Here is a 17,992-nt window from a genome sequence, read left to right as displayed (position 1 = left end):
TTGATTTTAAGTTTTCTGCTCTTTTAAAACTTGATAATGTTTCTAAAATCACTCAAGGAACTAAACCATTTCAGAAAGGAAAAGGCAAGCCTAAGCAAGACGAAAAGACAATGCAGGAAAAGCCATTTGTTCAAACTTTCAAAAAAGATGAAACGTTTAGACCTTTATTGCGTGGGAGCTTAATCAACAAATTCGGTAAGTGAATTGGAAAGAATGCATTATTATATCAGTAAAGGAATTGCTAATCCAAGATATTCTGCAAATTTTGACGCAACAGAAAAAGCTTGTGATTAGAAAAAGGTAGCTAATCAATAGGCTTTTGTAACCGCAATTTGTATCAAGAATAACTCTACACCATAATTACCACAAAAAGTATTAAAAAAACCACTCAAATTCTTTTCATTTGGAATGTTTGCTTGCAATTTTCAATTCAAAACTTGCAACATTTTATCATTTCAATTCTTCGCCAAAAGCAACAAAGGGAGCTTTTCCGAAAATTTTAGTTTATGATGTCAATAATTTTCCACTACCAAAACATATTGATAATTTTTCAATAATAGAAACCTTAATCAAACAAATATTGACTAAAAAATCACAAAACTACTCAGCAGACACAAAAGATTTAGAAAACCAAATCGACCAATTAGTTTACCAGCTTTACGATTTGACGGAAGAAGAAATAAAAATTGTAGAAAATGGATAAATCCATTCAAATATCATCGTGTATCAACCATAGCCCACGGTTTAAACCGTGGGCTATAGGAATTCGTGGAATTAAACTAAACCGTTTTAACGGTTTAAAAATTAGAATTAAGAAAAATTAAATATGCCACATTCATTCAACAAAATTTGGATACACGCCATCTGGTCATCCAAAGAACGAATGCCTTTAATACATTCATCGGTTGAAAATAAAATTCATCAATTTATTACTGAGCAATTTCGTGAGCAAGGTTGTCCTGTAAGAATCATCAATGGTATGCCTGACCACATGCATTGTTTGTTTATGCTAAGCCCGCAAAAATCTATTGCAGATATAATAAAACAGATTAAGGGTAGTAGCTCTCACTATATAAATCAAAACAATCTTATCGATGATAAATTTGCTTGGCAAACAGGATATGCAGCATATTCTGTTTCCGAATCAGTCGTTGAAAAAGTATATGAATATATAAAAAACCAAAAGCAACATCATGCCAAGAAAACATTTCAGCAGGAATATGATGAGTTTATAAAAATATATGGATTTGAAAATAAATGATTTATTAGAAAATCGAATAGATCAATTAGTCTATAAGCTATACAACCTTCAGAAGAAGAAATAAAAATTATAGAAAATGGATAAACCCATTCAAATCTCATCGTGTACTAATCATAGCCCACGGTTTTAACCGTGGGCTATAGGAATTCGTGGAATTAAACAAAACCGTTTTAACGGTTTAAAAATTAGAATTAAGAAAAATTAAATATGCCACATTCATTCAACAAAATTTGGATACACGCCATCTGGTCAACCAAAGAACGAATGCCTTTAATACATTCATCGGTTGAAAATAAAATTCATCAATTTATTACTGAGCAATTTCGTGAGCAAGGTTGTCCTGTAAGAATCATCAATGGTATGCCTGACCACATGCATTGTTTGTTTATGCTAAGCCCGCAAAAATCTATTGCAGATATAATAAAACAGATTAAGGGTAGTAGCTCTCACTATATAAATCAAAACAATCTTATCGATGATAAATTTGCTTGGCAAACAGGATATGCAGCATATTCTGTTTCCGAATCAGTCGTTGAAAAAGTATATGAATATATAAAAAACCAAAAGCAACATCATGCCAAGAAAACATTTCAGCAGGAATATGATGAGTTTATAAAATTATATGGATTTGAAAATAAATGATTTATCAGAAACCCAAATAGACCAATTAGTTTACCAACTTTACGAACTCACTTATGACGAAGTAAAAGTAATAGACCCTGAATTTGGTTTAACAAAAAAAGAATATGAAGCCATAAAATTGGATTAAAAAGTTTTTTATAAATAGATTATAACAAGGGTAATAAAATCAATAATTAAGCTAGTAAATATTATGTTAATAGCAAAACAATTTTTGCCAAGAATGCACGAATAAGAAAAACATTCGTGCATGTGTGGCAAATTTAAACTCTGCTATTGCAAGCTTGAAATACAAGATTCCTGTAATTGGTTCGGGTGCTATCAATATGAGTTTGCAGTATAATATATTTAATACCAAACAAACCTTTTATTATTTTAAAAATTAAACACTTAGTATTTCTACTTTTAATCTTGAGTCAATAAACTCTTTTTTAATTAAAGCTGGGTAATAAGCAACAACATCCGATGGTTTGGGTCTGCCACCAGCAAAGCCAGTAACATTAGGTGGACCAGTTAATATTAATGGAGCAATTTCTTTTCCGAATCTTTCAATAGATTTGTAATCTTGACCTCTAACTCCAATCCTCATCATAACTTCTTCTGGGTCAGGGTTTGCATTTTCAGATAAAGCTCCATGGCAAGCATTGTAGCCAATATACTCAGTTAAAACCTCATCAAATTTCAGCCCCAAATTTTCAAGTCTTTGTCTTAAAATTGCATCAGCAGCTTTAGCTTTTTTAATTGCATTGGGCCATGAATAAGTTAAAGATGCAAATGCAGAAAACCCATCTGAATAACTCATTGAAACTTTATAAAATTGAGTATTTTCTCTCCCTTTAATGCCAAACACTTTTACTCTATTATTTCCTTCATCTAGCAAATTAATTGTAGAAAAATCTGCAATAACATCTGGTGTAATATAATTTTTAGGATCTCCAATTTCATATAAGCATTGCTCTGCAACAGTTCCACGAGATACCTTTCCTCCAGTTCCATCATGTTTTGTAACATAAAAAGTACCATCTTCATGGGCTTCAATAATAGGGAAGCCAATGTTTGCCAAATCAGGAACATTTTCCCAATCCTCCATATAATTACCTCCAGAAGCTTGTCCACCACATTCAATTATATGACCTGCAACAGTTCCGCAAGCAAGTTTATCCCAATCATTAAAATCCCAACCAAATTCATATATCATTGGAGCTAAAGTTAAACCAGTGTCGGTAGTTCTTCCAGAAACAATTACATCGGCACCCATTTCAAGGGCTTTAACAATTGGAACAGCACCTATATAAACATTAGCAGATAAAATTCTGTCTCTTACAGTCTCAATTGTTTCACCAGATTCCATATTCTTCAATTCTGCTCCTTCTAATATCAAATTGTCAATATCATCTAAAATATCATCTCCAGTTATAACTCCAATTTTAATGCTAATGCCAAGTTTTTTTGCAACCTCAGCAATTGCTTCAGCACAGCCCCATACATTTACTCCACCACCGTTTGTAATTAGCTTAGCACCTTGAGATTTTAAGAGTGGTAAAATAGTTTCAATAGTTGAAACTAAATCTTTTGCATATCCTAATTTCGGATTTTTTAACTTTTGTTTTTGAACAATAGACATTGTAACTTCAGCCAAATAATCCATCATCATATAATCTATTTTACCCTTAGAAACTTGATCAAATGGAGCTGTTAGGAGGTCGCCCCAAAATCCCTGGCCAGAAGCTATGCGAATTGTTTTACTCATTTATGGTTTTAAAAAAATTAATTGTAAAAATAAAAGTATTAAATGAAATAGTATAAACCAATATCAGTTTTTGAAAAAAAAATAACTACGAGATTCTATTTTATAAATTCTCGTAGTTACTTTGTTATATATTTTATGAAAAATTTATTTATTAATTACAAAATGTTCGTTTATATTTTTATTACCTATTTGAAAGTTAACTGAATAAACTCCAGAGTTTAAATTGTTAACATCAATAATTAAATTATGAACGCCTTTTGAATAATTTTTACTTGGTAACATTTTTACAATTTCACCAATAGAATTAAGAACTTGAACATCTATAACAGAATTATTTTGTAATTTTAAATCAAATGCAACAATGTCATTTGCAGGGTTAGGACCAATCAATGTGATAGAGTTTTTTAACTCGTTATTTAAATCAACTGAAGTTGTAGTTTCATTACTTAACAACCAATCAATACTTTTTTGAAGAACAGAAGTTCTTTTATTTAAATCTGATATACCTTCAAGTCCAAAACCCAAATAGACTAGCCTATATTTATTCTGATCTGCATATCTTAATCCCGCCTGACGATTGTTGTTTTCACTTCCATAGAAGAATATAGGTTTAGCTTCGTTTAGGGCTTTTATTTCGTCTGGAGTATCCTGATTCGGTACACCTTTATTAATTGCAAATGACATTCCATTTGAAATAGGATCATTACTTTTCCCATTGATATTAAATGAAGGTCCGGTATCACCAATATAATTTGCATGCAAATAATTTCTAACAAAAGAATTGTCTTGGAAATAACCTCGGTTAGCAGAACCAGTATCAACTAATCCCCATGAAATTTCAGCACCAGCAATTAATAATTTAGATTTGGTATCCATTAAGTTCTTTAAATATGAAACATCTAAAGAGTCAATTATTGATTTTCCTGATTGAAATAAAACAACTTTAAAATTATTTTTATCAACCAAATTTTCATCTTCTTTATCAATTGGGAGGTAAGAATATTTTGTATCATTTAAGCCTTCCATATAAGAATCTAATATTTCAGGTAGACCTTCATCATGGCTTAGAACCACAACATCAGCAGAAGAAGAATAAAGTTTGAAATTGAATATATATCTAGTTGCATTAGTACCAGTAACAAGTATTGAAATTAAACCTTTTCCAATTTTTGCATTTGGAGTTAATGAGAAATTAACATCAAAATTAAATTGATTACCAGATTTTGTATCAATGTAACCAGAATCAATAACAACATTATTGTTTAACTTAATGGCACTAGTCCATCCTTGAGGTAATGAACTATTTATTTCATATTTATAATTTCCAGGATTTGTGGGAGTTAAATTTAAATTCCAATTTGAGTTTAATTTATTTGGTTCAAGCAATTTAGTAAACTTATCATCCATTTTAATTTCAAAAGAACCTTGATTTGATGCGGCTTGCAATACTTCTCTAGAATCATTATCTTGAATAAAAGCAACTATATAAATTTCATCTTTATTCCAAGTTTTACTAATTGAATAACTTTGGTTTATAACAGCTTCCTCATTTAGATTTAGATTAATAATAGTTCCTTCATGGGTTGGAAGCATGCTTCTAACTATATGGTAAAAATCTTTTTCACCATTTCCACCTGCACTTTCATAATAATGATGACCTTCAACAACAGCAATTTGAAGAACTTTAGAACTTAATTTTTCAGTACTTTTAACTCGAACAGTAACTTTAGAAGAGTCTAAAATTCTTACTTCATTTATAGATATGGTAATTGGAGAGAATTTTGGAGTTTGATTTATTTTATCAGTAAAAGTTTTAACATCAGAAGGCGCACCTGGGTATCCATTTCCTTTTGGAATTTTGCCATTACAAATTGAAGTTGGAACACCAGTAATATTGTAAGGAATATTTTTAATTGGATCTGAATAATAATCAACTCTAGCATTGTGCATTGTTGGGTTTGCCGCATTCATAACATCTTTACCTGGATACTTAGATCTATAACAAAGTGGAATAACATTCTTTTGGATATCACTTCTATTTAACCAAGCTTCATAAGTAGGGTTTTGTGCAGCACACGGACCACAACTTGCATTTGTTGCTTCTTCCATCAAAACCATTCTAGGTGTTTGTGAAAAAGTGATTGAATAATTGAATGTAAAAGTAACAACTAATACAAACAATTCAATTGAACTTAGTTTTTTTTTCATAACTAAAATTGATATAAATTGAGTTAGATAGAGAATCTATAAATAAATATACACATAACTAAATAATAAATTCCTTTTTAAGATTAAGAAATTCTAAAGCGGTACCACTTAATAATCTTTGTTTAGTTTCATTACTAAGTTCAGTCATGCTTTCAACTAATTCACCAGCATACAATTCACCTAAAGGAAAAGGATAATCAGATCCTAAAGCAATTTGATTTTCAGAAACCATATTAATCATTAAATTTAAAACAATTGGATCATGAACCAAAGTATCAAAGTATAAGTTTTTAATATAATCAATAGGATCTTTTTCAGTATTTAATTGCATCAAATCTGGTCTGGCAAAAAATCCATGTCTGATTCTAGCAAACGTAGTTAAAAAGCTTCCACCACCATGAGCAAAACAAAATTTAACATTTGGGAATTTATCAATTACACCACCAAAAATTAGAGACATAATAGAAATTGTTGTTTCACTAGGCATACCCACTAACCATTGCATCCAATATCTTTGCATTCTTTCTTTGCTCATCACATCCCAAGGGTGAACGAAAATTGAAGCACCAGTTTTTTCTGCCATTTCCCAAATTGGATAGAACATTTCATCATCTAAATTAATCCCATTTACATTTGTTCCAATTTGAATTCCCCTTAACCCCAAATCTAACATACATCTTTGTAATTCAATAGCAGCCAAATTAGGAGCTTGCATAGGTATGGTTCCTAAACCAGAAAATCTTTTTGGATACTTAATTACAATTTCAGCAATATGATCATTTAAAAATTGAGAAATATCTAAAGCATCTAATTTCTTAGCCCAATAACTAAACATTACAGGTACTGTTGATAAAGTTTGCATTTTAATATTCATTGAATCACATTCTCTAATCCTAGCTTCTTCATCCCAACAGTTTTCTTGAATTTCTCTAAAAAATTTATTATCAATCATCATTCTAGCACATCCTTTTTTAAAGTGTTCAAGCCTTACCCATCCGCCATAACCGTATTTGCTTTTCAAGTCTTCCCAATTTTTGGGAAGTATATGAGTATGTAAATCTATTTTCAATGTTGCTATTAAAATTTGGTTACAAAAATAGTTTATAATTTATTAATTATGGAAAATTGAAAAAGTAATTTTATAATTAAAAATTTAATATACAAATTATAACTATTTATAAAATCTTAACAAGACTCAATTCATTATTTTTGACTTTAATTATAAATGAAAAAAGTAAGTATAATAATAGTAAATTATAATGTCTGTGAGCTTCTATTAAATTGTATAGATTCTTTAAGAAAAGCATTGCAAGGGCTTGAATGGGAGATCATAGTTGTTGATAATGCTTCTACTGATAATGCAATTGAATTGTTAAATAGAGATCAACCAGATATAATTACACTTTATCAAAACGAAAATTTAGGTTTTGGCAAAGCAAATAATATTGGTATAAATATTGCTCTAGGTGAATATATTCTATTACTAAATCCAGACACAATTGTAGAAGAGGATACTATAAAAACGATGATTGGATTTATGGAAAATAATTCTAATGCAGTTATTGCAGGTTGTAAAGTTATGATGCCAGATGGAAAAATTGATGGTTCTTGTAAACGAGGTTTTCCAACTCCTTTTGGTTCATTTTCTCATCTGTTCGGGCTATCTAAAATATTCCCAAACTCTAAAATTTTTGGTACATACAAATTATCTTATCTTGACTTTGAAGATGAATCGGTTGTTGATTCAGTAAGTGGTTGTTTTGTTTTTTGTAAGGGTGATGTTTTGAAAAAACTTGGTGGGTTTGATGAAGATTTTTTTATGTATGGTGAAGACTTAGATTTATGTTTTAGAGCTCAGAAATATGGGAAAGTATATTATACTCCTTCCACATCAATTATTCATATAAAAGGTGAAAGTACTAAAAGGAGTTCTTTAGATAAGTTATTTGTATTTTATAATGCAATGGAAATTTTTACTAGAAAACATTATGGTAAAAATAAATTACTACTGCAATTGTTAAAATTTGGAATTAGGTTTAGAAGAACTTTTGCACAGTTAAATGAGAAATTCCCATTTTGGAGATTTGCTATTTTAGATTTAATATTTACATTACTAGGTTTTTCAATTAGTACATATCAAAAATTTGGAAAGTTGTTTTATTACCCAGATTATGCTGTACCATGGGTTTATGTTGCACCCCCTATTGTATTTGTATTTTCACTTGCTATAAGCGGTGCATATAGGAAAGATGAAAGTATTGTACAAAGATCCTTGCTTGGCTTTATGTTCGGATTCTTTTTCTTGAGTACTCTTCCTTATTTTTTCAAAAGTTTTGCATTTAGTAGAGGAGTGATTTTATTAACAACGGCAATATCAGTTTCAGCAGGTGTATTTGGAAGATTTATTTTGTTGCTTTATTCAAGAACATTTGGAATTGAAGCTATTAAAAGAATTGCATTATTGAGCAGTTCTAAAGTCAAACCTGAAATTAAAAATTCTATAAGAAGATTATTTTTGGGAAGACCTGTAAAAATTTTAGGTACAATTTATGCTGACCAATCTGAATTTAATCAGAATAAATTAGAAGATGGTTTAGGCACCATTGAAAATATTTTTCAAGTAATTAAGTTAAATTCAATAACAGATATCTTTATTGTAGATGATAAACTTAATTATAGTTTAGTTGTTGCTGCAATGAAAAGGACATCTTTATTATCAGCACAATTTCATGTATATAATCAAGGGAATCAAATTACTAATTTAAATATATTAACAAATTATAAGTTTGGTATTTCGAAAATTATTAGAGATAAAATTCTAGAAATATTATTTCTGTTTTCTTATCCATTGTTATATATTTTCTCTAAAGAATTAAGAATAAATAATTACTTGTCAAAAACAATAAAGGCTTTATTTTCAATGAGACCCTTTGTGGGATCAGTTCCAAAACTTGGAAGTAACAAAAATAGTTCTGCAGTGTTTGTAGCATCTTTGATAACAAAAGAAAAAGTAATTGAACAAAATGAGTTAAAACAAATTGAAGAATATTATACAGCCAATAGTTCATTGTTATTAGATTGTGAAATAATTTTGTCTATACTATTCGAAAAAACAGTTATAAAAGAAAGTATAAAGTGTTAATTTTGTATAATTATTTTTTTAAATAAATTTTTAACTAATGAAGTATTCAATAGCTCATCTACTTGTTTTTTGTTTTTTAACTTACATTAGCTATTCACAAGTTACAATTCAAAAAGATTCTTTCAAAATATTATCTGGAAGGAATCAAAAATTTTATAGTTTTAATTCTGATTCATCTTATGGAAATTTTAAATTAAATCCATTTGGTTCAAGAACTATTTGGGATTTCTCTGAAATTAATTTTGATACTATTCCATCAGGTACAATTTATTTTGATACATCTGTTGCTAAATCTGCTTGTAAAAGTGATCCACAATTTGATTTTTCTAATTTCTTAGTTAAAACTTTAACTTCAAAAGATTCATCTTTTGATTATTATTTTATTGGAAATCCTGGTATGATTCTTTTAGGTGCATGCCCTGATAATCAACGAGTAACAAGGTATAAAGTTGGTTGGATTAAACTCGGCAACTTCCCAATTCAGAGAGGAGGTTCTTGGGATAGTGATAATAAAGCTGATTATTCAGCAGATACATCTCTTCATTATACTATTTTAGATTCTGGATTAGTTGACGGAATTGGAGAAGTAAAAATAAGAGATACTGTTAAAAATAAATTTGTGACTATTAAAGCACTTAGAGTAAGATCAGTTACTGTAATTAAATTTGGTCCAGGCACACCATCAAGGACAGTTAGATATAATTGGTATGGAAATACAGGTGAAGGATATTTTGCTATTGCAACTGTTAATATGAATAAAACAGAAGATAGTATTACTTCAGCTATCTATTATTCACCTTTGAGTCCAATTATGCCGAAAGACACTGGCGGTCCGGGTGGTGTATCAGAAAATTATATATTAGTAAATAATTTTCAATGCAATCCAAATCCTATTTTAAAAAATTCAACTATTAATTTTGATTTGTTAGAAAATAGTAATGTAAGAATTGAATTATCTGATGTAAATGGAAAAACAATTTATGTACCAGTCAATGAAAAATTAATTAAAGGAAACCATAGTTTTAAAATAAATGGCGAAAATATAATTGCAGGTACTATCTTTTGTAGGTTTTTTATAAATGGAAATTTTGCTAAAAGTTTAAAATTATTAAAAGAATAATTTTTAAATTTTGTTGATAAATTTAAGCTATCTATTTTTTAGATAGCTTTTTTTATGTTTCAACATTATAAACTACTTTACCACCAACAATAGTCATTAATACTTTAGTATCAAAGTCAAGAGGGTTTCCTGAAAGCACGACTAAATCGGCATCATTACCAACTTTTAGTTCACCCCTTTTATTTTGTTTTGGTAACCCATATTGTGACCAAATTGTATATGCCTTAATTGCAGAATCCAAATCAATAATTTCTTTGGAATGCCAATCTGAGTCACCATACCCACAAAATGCTCTTATACCCATTAATGGGTTGTGAGATTCGATAGGGAAGTCGCTCCCCCCAAGTAATTTAACATTATCTTTTAAGAAGGATTTCCACAAATAAGCACTTTTTAATCTATTTACACCTAATCTTTTTTCTGCCATTTTCGTATCAGAAACAAAATGAATTGGCTGCACTGATGGTATAATATCATACTTATTAAAATTGTACAAATCATTTAGATCCAGAATTTGAGAATGTTCTATTCTAAGAATTGAAGTTGGAAAATTTTTTCTTAAAATTGAGTAAGCATTTAAAACATTTCTATTTGCTCGATCACCAATTGCATGAGTTGCAATTGCAAAATTTTTAGATAACGGCTTAGTTGCAATTTCAATTAAATCATTTGTTGTAATAAGCCCCAAGCCTGAAGTATCTTGATCAAAATATCTATCAATTAAATAAGCACCTCTTGAACCTAATGCACCATCAGCAAAAAATTTAAAACCTATTACATCTAAATTGATTTTGGTAAAAATTGGTTCAACAAAATATTCAATATTTGAATCTTCATATTTTAGGAAAACATTATTTCTAATTAACATTTCATTATTATTAGCAACCTCAAACATCAAATTACAAATTTCAAAATCAACATTCATATCATGAACTTCTGTTATCCCCATTAACAAACATTCATTAATACTATTTTTTAATATATTTAATTTTTGGGATTTAGTTAAAGGAGAAATTAATTTCTCGAAAAATTTAATTGCATTATCAATAAAAATTCCAGTTGGAGTTTTATTTTTATCAAATAAAATTTCTCCACCAACAATAATTGAATCATAGTCAATTTCCGCTAATTGTAACGCTCTATCATTTACCCAAATAGCATGAGTATCAATTCGATATAGTAAAACTGGGTTCTCTATTTTCGATAGTGAATTTTTTGTGGGATTTATTTTTACATCCCAATTTTCTTGATTCCAACCAAAACCAATAATCCAATCATTCTTACTACATAGATTTAATGAGGCTTCTAGGACTTTTAATGAACATTCTTTTTCAGATTTGCAATCATTTAATTGTACTCTTGATTGCATTAATCCAAGTCCAAAAAGATGACAATGGGAATCTGTAAAACCAGGATATATAAAAGCATTTTCATTAAAAGAAAACTTTTTGTTTTCGATTACTAATTCATTATTTGAGGATTTGCAAATATGAGATATTTTACTATTAACAATTGAAACATTATAATTCATTTTAATTTAAAATTGAAATTGTTGTGAAATAATTTTTTATTACATTGCTATAGTTATTAGAAAATATATTGAATTGATATTTATTTTGAAAAATAAATTTTTATTTATAATTTCTGAAATAAATATTTTTCTATAAAAAAAAAGTTACTTAAATTAAGTTATAAACTTACTTCAAAGAATAGATTTAATAAAAATAAATAGAACTAAATTTGGCAAAGAAACTAACAAAAGCAATACCAGTAAAAGAATCCACATTAATAGGATTTGGAACAATGAGAGAACAATTGATGGAAACATCAGTTGAAGTGTTATTTAATCATGGTGGAGCAAAAGATTTAATAATTCGAAAGGATGCAGCAGAAGATTTAGATAAGATTGTTAAAAGTGATAGAGGAGATAATCGCTTGCGAATTATTGCTCACGAATTAATGCTCATGATGGATATCAAAGTTGATACTAAGATGATTAAAATTTACTGTGAAGGAATTGAGGGTTCATTCATGCATCACTTGTGGGGTTGTCCAGGAATTCATTTAGGGTTACTTGGTAAATCTATAATTCGATTTGGAGAGTATACAATTCAATATTTAATTCCAGATCTAGATAATAAAAAACTACTCACTTCAATCGGTCCTGATGCTATCATTAATAGAACAAATCTTTTTTGTGTTGGTGATTTAATTTATTATTTTTTAACACTAATTTTAAAAAGAGAATGTAAGTTAAATTCAGATCCAGATATTAGAAAAAAACAAAGAGATGAGTTGTTTGACGAGCTTTCTAGAAGAGTTGCAGATCAAAAAAGAAAGGTTAAAGAAGAAAGAAATGCAAAAGAAAAAATTGCTTCAGAAAAGCGAATAGCTAAAGAATTAAGAAAAGCTAAAAAATAGATTTTTGATTTTAATATTAAAAATCCTGATTAAATATTTTAATCAGGATTTTTTATTTAAATATTAAATAAAACTATTAGCTTTCAAAACATCATCAATACTACCACAAATTATAGAGCATCTTTGATGTAAATTTTCTGGTTTGATATCTAGTACCCTATCACCAGTAGATGTAATAGCCAAACCACCAGCTTGTTCAATAATGAATGCTAAAGGATTTACTTCATACATTAACCTTAACTTACCATTAGGCGATTTTTTATCGGAAGGGTAAAGGAAAGTTCCACCATATATTAAAGTTCTGTGTATGTCACCAACAGCAGTACCAATATATCTCAAACTATAGGGCCTATTAGTCTCAACATCTCTTTCTTTCACCCATTTTACATAGTTAGTTGTTGAATCAAACCAATTAATGGAATTTCCTTCATTGATGGAATAATATTTACCTTTGTTAGGCATTTTAATGTTTGAATTTGAAAGTAAAAATTCACCTAATGTAGGGTCATAAGTAAACATATCAACTCCATTCCCACAAGTTAATACAACAACAGTACTAGAACCATAAAGTGCATAACCAGCAGCTATTTGTTTGTTTCCTTGCTGCAAAACATCATCAAGATTTCCATCAGTTAATTCAGATCTTGGTTCTCTTTTTAAAATTGAAAATATGGTACCAATTGGAGCATCTGCATCGATATTAGAAGATCCATCAAGTGGATCAAACAATAATATATAATTTCCTTTATTAGATTCTTTTGGCAAATAAATTAAATCATCACATTCTTCAGAAGCTAAAACACAAACATGCCCACCATATTGCATTGCTTGAATAATTGTGTTATTAGCAAACTCATCAAGTTTTTTAACTGACTCACCATGAATATTTTCAGTACCAGTCATTCCTAAAATGTCATTTAAACCAGCTCTACGTACTTCTCTTGAGATTATTCTAATTGATAAAGTTAAATCCCTTATTAGTCTACTAAACATTCCTGTAGCGTCTTTATGTAAATTTTCTTGTTCAGCTATATGTCTTTCAATAGTAATCATTATTAAATGTAATTGTTAATAAAATGTTTTTAAAATAGTTAAATTTTAAAAGAAAACTAAATATAAATTTATCATTTGGTTTTCTCGAATTGAATATTATATAATTTTGAATATGTTCCATTAAGTTTAAGTAAATCTTCATGGTTCCCAGATTCAACTATCTTACCATTTTCAACAACAATAATTTTATCTGCATTTTTGATAGTTGAAAGTCTGTGAGCTATTATTAATGCAGTTCTATCTACTAATAAGTTGTTAATTGCAGATTGTACTAATGCTTCAGATTCGGTATCAAGAGCTGAAGTAGCCTCATCAAATAATAGAATTTTTGGATTTCTTATTATAGCTCTGGCAATTGCTAACCTTTGTTTTTGCCCTCCAGAAAGTAATACGCCTCTTTCTCCAATTAGAGTTTTGAATTTATCTTCCATTGAAGAAATAAAATCAAAAGCATTTGCAGTTTTAGAAGCAGATATCAACTCATCTTCATCAGCATTTAATTTTGAGTATTTGATATTATTTTCAACTGTATCATTAAAAAGAATAGGTTCTTGTGTAACAATTCCAAACAAATTTCTATAAGAATTTAAATTGAAATTTTTAATATTTTCACCATCAATATATATTGAACCATTTGTAGTATCATAAAGTCTTTGTAACAAATCCATGATGGTTGATTTACCTCCACCGGATGCTCCAACAAGTGCTATTGTTTGACCTTTTATAATTGAGAATGAAACTTTATCAAGTACTTGATTATTAGAATTGTAACTAAAAGATACATTCTCAAATTTAATCTCATTTTTAAAATCATTAATTAATTTCTCTCCACCTAACATAGGATCAAATTTCTCAATAAAATTATTTATTCTAACAGCAGATACTTCACCTCTTTGGATATTTGTTGGTAAACTTAATAATGCTGTAATAGGTTGCATCATAGAAAATAAAATAAATAAAAATGTTATTAACTCATCTGCCTTTAATTCATTGTTAATTACTTGATTACCACCAACAAAAAGTACAGCCATTAATGCTACTATAGCAAAAATTTCACTTGTAGGGCTATTCAAGTTTGCTACTCTAGAAAATTTCATTGAGTTTTTAACAAACCAAGAGGTCTGTTCTTTATATCTCTGAGTTTCATAATTTTCATTTGAATATGCTTTAACAATCCTGATATTATGAAATGACTCTTGAAGCCTACTTAACATATTTACATTACTTTCTTGAATTCTAGAAGAATATTTTTTGATATAATTTCTCAATACTCGTACAAACCAAACTGAAAAAATACTAGTTGAAAATGAAATAACTGTTAATAATGGTGAAAAAGTAATCAAAATTATTAATGATGAAAGTATTTCAACGGGTAATCTAATTGCTGGGGCTATTGAAGGGATTAATGCACCATTAGCAGTTGGAATATCATTATTGATTATATTTATTAACTCGGAAGAATTTGTATTGTTATGAAAAGATAATGGTAAATGTATTAGTTTGCTAAATATTAAATCTCTAGCAGTTTTTAAAATGTTTTCATCAATGTAAGTATTAAGTACATAAGCAATATATTTAACGAAGTTTTTTAAAACAAAAATTGAAATTACAAAGTAGCTTAAATTTAATAATGATTGGCTTTTGTTCGAGGGTGATAAAATTATTGTTTGAATAAAAGCTAAAATATTTTCCTTTATGTTTTGTAGAAATCCAGTACTTGCAACTTTACCAATTATATCCCCTGAAGTAGAATCTAAGCCTGTCCCAGAAAACAACAACCTCATAACAGGTAGGATTATAGCTACTGAAAGAGTACTTAAAATAGACAAGACTATATTCAATAATAGCATCAAAAAAATTAATGAATTGTACTTTTTAATTATTGGAAAAAAGAAATGAAACTTCTTCATATGTTAATTTATAAGTTCATTAATTTTATCAAACACTTCTTTGCTTTTTATATTAAGAAGTCCATTTTCAGAATTAATTACTCTATATTCAACTCCAATAGGAGACCATTGAATTTCATGATTATTTGTATTTGACATTAGTAATACTATTTTCTTTTTTAATGCTGAAGCAATATGAGTTATTGATGTATCAGGAGTTATAATAATATCGAAATTATTTATCAAGTTAACAAATTGTTTTAAAGATGAAAATATTTCTGCACAATTAACATTAGCTTCATTTGCTATTTCTTCTTGAATTGTTTTGTCTTTTAATGCACAAATAATACTCACCTGAAAATTATTTTCTTTTAATAACTTTGCTAAAGAGATCCAACCAATTTTAGACCATTTTCTTTCATCACTACCAGCAGAAATATTTAATCCAATATTTAATTTTCCTAAACTTGGTAAATTTTTGTTTGAGACATTTATAAATAATTGGTTTTGTATTTCATCAGTAAATGGAGTTAATAAAGATTGAGTTGTAATTGAAATGTTTTGTATAATTTCAGGCTTTGGAATATTTATATCATACAAAAATGGATCTTCTTCAAATCCAATCTTATAATTAGCACCAGATGTTTGAGTAGCTAAAACTGCAGTAGTAGACCGGTTCAAGAGTAAGTTTATACAAACATCAAATTGTTCAGTTCTTATTTTATTAATAGTATGATATATAGATTTAATACTTTTATCTAAAAACATAGTATTAGTTACAAATGGCAATAAATCAGCAGAAGATTTATTTTTATTTGACAAGAGCACTGTAATTATTGCATTAGGAAATAATTTCCTAAGTGTAAAAAAAATTGGAGTTGAAATTAAAGCATCTCCAATTCTATCTGTTCTAACTAACAATATTTTTTTTGGAGTAAAATTCTTTTCAAACAAATTTCGTTTTTTCCTACTAAAGAAGGCACTTGCCATTATTAACAGCAAATGCCTTAAATACAATTCTATTATCTTGATAAATTTCAATAAAATATTATTTTAGATCCATTCCTCCTTTTAAAAGTTCATCTACCTTTTCAATAGAAACTGATTCAGCATAATACCTGATAACTGGTTCAGTTCCTGAAGCTCTGATTAAAAGCCACCCTTGTGGAACAAAAAACTTAAAGCCATCTAATGCTGATGAAGCAATAACTCTTTGAGTTCCAAATTTTTCTACTCCTTTTTTAACTCTTGAAATTATAGCATCTCTATTTTCAATAGTTGTATGCATATCAACTCTTTTATAAAAATGTGGACCGAATTCTTTATCTAATTCTTTAGAAAGTTGGCTTAATGTCTTTTTTCTTTTTGCCATCATTTCTAATAGCAACAGTGCATTAAAAATTCCATCTCTTTCTGGAATATGCAAACATGTACCAAAACCACCAGATTCCTCGCCTCCAATAACTACATTTTCAGTAGTCATTAATTTAGCAATATGCTTGAAACCAATTGGAGTTTCTTTCATTTTGATTTCATTTTTACGACAATAATCATTTATCATTGTTGTTAAAGAAACAGTTTTTGCAACAATTCCTTTTAATTTCTTATCTTCAAAAAGATATTTCAATATTAAAGTAAAAACTCTATGAGAGTCTATATAATTTCCTTTTTCATCTACAACGCCTAATCTATCAGCATCTCCATCTGTTGCTATTCCAATAGAATATTTCCCCTTTTTTACTTCCTTAATTAGCTCACCAAGACATTCCTCAATTGGTTCTGGATGACCTAGATTACCAAATGTTGGGTTATGTTCATTATGAATCTGATCAGCATTTGGAAACAATTGATCAAAAGTATTAATTCCAGATCCATACATAGGGTCATATAGAATTTTAAACCCTGCTTTTTTTATATCATTAATTTTTATCTTTTTCTTTAAATACTCTATATAAGGTTTTTTAATATCTGTTATGATAATTTTATTTTTAGAAACTAAATCTTCATAACTATCAATTAATCTATTTGTTTTAGATGGATGTTCTTCAAACCAAATTATATTTTTTTGAATTTGAGCAATATCTTCTGGAATTGAAGGACCACCAAAATCAGCTTTCAATTTAAACCCATTATATTCGGGAGGATTGTGGCTTGCAGTAATAATTATTCCACCTGATAAATTATTTTCTTTTGCAAATAGTGAAATTTGAGGTGTTGAAGAAATTGAATCAGATAAATAGACTTTCATTCCTTCTGTTGCAAAAATTCTAGATACCAATTTAGCAAAATTATCTGAATGAAATCTAGCATCATAGCCAATAACAATTCCATTTGCAGAATTTTTATGGTTATTATAGAATTCATGTGCACTTCTAGCTACAATAGCCACATTAGCAAATGTAAAGTCATCTGCAATTACACCTCTCCATCCGTCAGTTCCGAATATAATTGACAATTTATTAAAAAGAAAAAATTATTTGAAAGATATAGAAATTGAAATAAATAAAAA

At 28.4% G+C, this 17,992-nt stretch carries 14 protein-coding genes; 6 read left to right on the top strand and 8 right to left on the bottom strand.

The window, feature by feature from the left end; translation table 11 throughout:
* The first annotated feature begins 412 nt into the window (after positions 1–412).
* The 3 genes from IPP08_06930 to tnpA (IPP08_06920) all read left to right on the top strand — a co-directional run bounded on the left by IPP08_06930 (position 413) and on the right by tnpA (IPP08_06920) (position 1,903).
* Positions 413–703 carry a hypothetical protein gene (locus tag IPP08_06930; protein QQS65522.1) on the top strand — a complete coding sequence of 97 codons (291 nt, stop codon included), beginning with the start codon at positions 413–415 and terminating at the stop codon, positions 701–703.
* Between the two features lie 123 nt (positions 704–826).
* Positions 827–1,261, top strand: a complete 435-nt coding sequence (tnpA, locus tag IPP08_06925; GenBank protein QQS65521.1) for an IS200/IS605 family transposase — start codon at positions 827–829, stop codon at positions 1,259–1,261.
* A 207-nt stretch (positions 1,262–1,468) separates the two neighbouring features.
* Positions 1,469–1,903 carry an IS200/IS605 family transposase gene (gene tnpA / locus IPP08_06920; GenBank protein ID QQS65520.1) on the top strand — a complete coding sequence of 145 codons (435 nt, stop codon included), beginning with the start codon at positions 1,469–1,471 and terminating at the stop codon, positions 1,901–1,903.
* 379 nt (positions 1,904–2,282) lie between these two features.
* Here tnpA (IPP08_06920) and IPP08_06915 read toward each other — a convergent pair whose 3' ends face one another.
* The 3 genes from IPP08_06915 to IPP08_06905 all read right to left on the bottom strand — a co-directional run bounded on the left by IPP08_06915 (position 2,283) and on the right by IPP08_06905 (position 6,927).
* A complete protein-coding gene (locus IPP08_06915; protein QQS65519.1) occupies positions 2,283–3,650 on the bottom strand; it encodes a DUF1446 domain-containing protein in 1,368 nt (455 codons plus the stop codon).
* A 144-nt stretch (positions 3,651–3,794) separates the two neighbouring features.
* Positions 3,795–5,858, bottom strand: a complete 2,064-nt coding sequence (locus IPP08_06910; protein ID QQS65518.1) for an Omp28-related outer membrane protein — start codon at positions 5,856–5,858, stop codon at positions 3,795–3,797.
* A 58-nt stretch (positions 5,859–5,916) separates the two neighbouring features.
* Complete coding sequence (locus IPP08_06905; protein ID QQS65517.1) at positions 5,917–6,927, bottom strand: amidohydrolase; 1,011 nt, start codon at positions 6,925–6,927, stop codon at positions 5,917–5,919.
* A 156-nt stretch (positions 6,928–7,083) separates the two neighbouring features.
* Between IPP08_06905 and IPP08_06900 the strand changes: the two genes are divergently transcribed.
* Complete coding sequence (locus tag IPP08_06900; protein QQS65516.1) at positions 7,084–9,000, top strand: glycosyltransferase; 1,917 nt, start codon at positions 7,084–7,086, stop codon at positions 8,998–9,000.
* Positions 9,001–9,037: 37 nt separating this feature from the next.
* Entirely contained in the window at positions 9,038–10,120 is a 1,083-nt protein-coding gene (locus IPP08_06895) for a hypothetical protein (GenBank protein QQS65515.1), read from the top strand.
* 52 nt (positions 10,121–10,172) lie between these two features.
* Here IPP08_06895 and IPP08_06890 read toward each other — a convergent pair whose 3' ends face one another.
* Positions 10,173–11,651 (bottom strand): amidohydrolase, encoded by a 1,479-nt coding sequence (locus tag IPP08_06890; protein ID QQS65514.1) that lies wholly within the window; start codon positions 11,649–11,651, stop codon positions 10,173–10,175.
* A 209-nt stretch (positions 11,652–11,860) separates the two neighbouring features.
* Here IPP08_06890 and IPP08_06885 point away from each other — a divergent pair, with 209 nt between their 5' ends.
* The gene (locus tag IPP08_06885; protein ID QQS65513.1) at positions 11,861–12,541 is read left to right on the top strand and encodes a hypothetical protein; all 681 of its coding nucleotides are present in this window, start codon (positions 11,861–11,863) and stop codon (positions 12,539–12,541) included.
* A 63-nt stretch (positions 12,542–12,604) separates the two neighbouring features.
* On the opposite strand, the gene fbp is transcribed toward IPP08_06885, so the two are convergent.
* The 4 genes from fbp to IPP08_06865 form a co-directional block, all read right to left on the bottom strand.
* A complete protein-coding gene (gene fbp, locus IPP08_06880; protein QQS65512.1) occupies positions 12,605–13,594 on the bottom strand; it encodes a class 1 fructose-bisphosphatase in 990 nt (329 codons plus the stop codon).
* Positions 13,595–13,665: 71 nt separating this feature from the next.
* Positions 13,666–15,435, bottom strand: coding sequence for an ABC transporter ATP-binding protein (locus IPP08_06875; protein QQS65511.1), 1,770 nt, complete (start codon positions 15,433–15,435; stop codon positions 13,666–13,668).
* A gap of 72 nt (positions 15,436–15,507) precedes the next feature.
* Positions 15,508–16,473 carry a glycosyltransferase family 9 protein gene (locus IPP08_06870; protein QQS65510.1) on the bottom strand — a complete coding sequence of 322 codons (966 nt, stop codon included), beginning with the start codon at positions 16,471–16,473 and terminating at the stop codon, positions 15,508–15,510.
* A 58-nt stretch (positions 16,474–16,531) separates the two neighbouring features.
* Positions 16,532–17,938, bottom strand: a complete 1,407-nt coding sequence (locus tag IPP08_06865; protein ID QQS65509.1) for a phosphoglucomutase/phosphomannomutase family protein — start codon at positions 17,936–17,938, stop codon at positions 16,532–16,534.
* Positions 17,939–17,992: the final 54 nt, after the last annotated feature.

Source organism: Chlorobiota bacterium, from assembly GCA_016700335.1.
Lineage (GTDB): Bacteria > Bacteroidota > Ignavibacteria > OLB7 > OLB7.
This window is presented reverse-complemented; position numbering and strand designations above follow the sequence as displayed.